Raw genomic sequence first — 1,166 nt, 5'->3', positions numbered from 1 at the left:
AAAGACGCATGGTAGCCCTTCGAGCCGATGAAATTAGTAATATTATCCGTGAACGGATTGAGCAATATACTAGAGAAGTAAAGATTTTGAATACCGGGACCGTACTTCAAGTGGGTGACGGTATTGCTCGTATTCATGGGCTTGATGAAGTAATGTCTGGTGAATTAGTAGAATTTGATGAGGGTACAGTAGGTATTGCTCTGAACTTAGAATCCAATAATGTTGGTGTTGTATTAATGGGTGACGGTTTGATGATCCAAGAGGGAAGTTCTGTAAAAGCAACAGGAAGAATTGCTCAAATACCTGTGAGCGAGTCTTATTTAGGTCGTGTTGTAAATGCTCTGGCGAAACCTATTGATGGTAAAGGTAAAATTTCAGCTTCCGAATCGCGGTTAATAGAATCGCCCGCTCCAGGCATTATTTCGAGACGTTCTATATATGAACCTCTTCAAACAGGACTTATTGCTATTGATTCCATGATTCCTATCGGACGTGGGCAAAGGGAATTGATTATTGGGGACAGACAGACCGGGAAAACCGCGGTAGCCACCGATACTATTCTCAATCAAATGGGACAAAATGTAATATGTGTTTATGTAGCTATTGGTCAAAAAGCATCTTCTGTGGCTCAAGTAGTCACTACGTTCCAAGAGCGGGGCGCAATGGAATACACTATTGTAGTAGCCGAAACCGCGGATGCGCCTGCTACATTACAATACCTTGCTCCTTATACGGGAGCAGCTCTGGCTGAATATTTTATGTACCGTGAGCGACATACTTTAATAATTTATGATGATCCCTCCAAGCAGGCCCAAGCGTATCGCCAAATGTCTCTTCTGTTAAGAAGACCACCCGGTCGCGAAGCTTATCCGGGAGATGTTTTTTATTTGCATTCACGCCTTTTAGAAAGAGCCGCTAAATCAAGTTCTAGTTTTGGTGAAGGAAGTATGACTGCTTTACCAATCGTTGAGACTCAATCGGGCGATGTTTCAGCTTATATCCCTACCAATGTAATTTCCATTACAGATGGGCAAATCTTCTTATCCGCCGATTTATTCAATTCCGGGATTCGACCTGCTATTAATGTGGGTATTTCTGTCTCCCGAGTGGGATCCGCCGCTCAAATTAAAGCCATGAAACAAGTAGCTGGGAAATTAAAGTTGGAA

The 1,166-nt window shown here is 42.6% G+C and carries 1 protein-coding gene; it reads left to right on the top strand.

Annotated elements, in window-relative coordinates:
- Nucleotides 1-8 precede the first annotated feature (8 nt).
- Nucleotides 9-1,166, top strand: a 1,158-nt coding sequence (gene atpA / locus QQK25_RS24765; RefSeq protein ID WP_284190057.1) for a F0F1 ATP synthase subunit alpha, incomplete at its 3' end; no start/stop codon positions are given.

Source organism: Zoogloea oryzae (assembly GCF_030161255.1).
In the GTDB taxonomy this organism is placed as follows: domain Bacteria; phylum Pseudomonadota; class Gammaproteobacteria; order Burkholderiales; family Rhodocyclaceae; genus Zoogloea; species Zoogloea oryzae.
The sequence above is the reverse complement of the archived record's forward strand: the minus strand, read 5'-3'. Positions and strand labels throughout refer to the sequence as shown.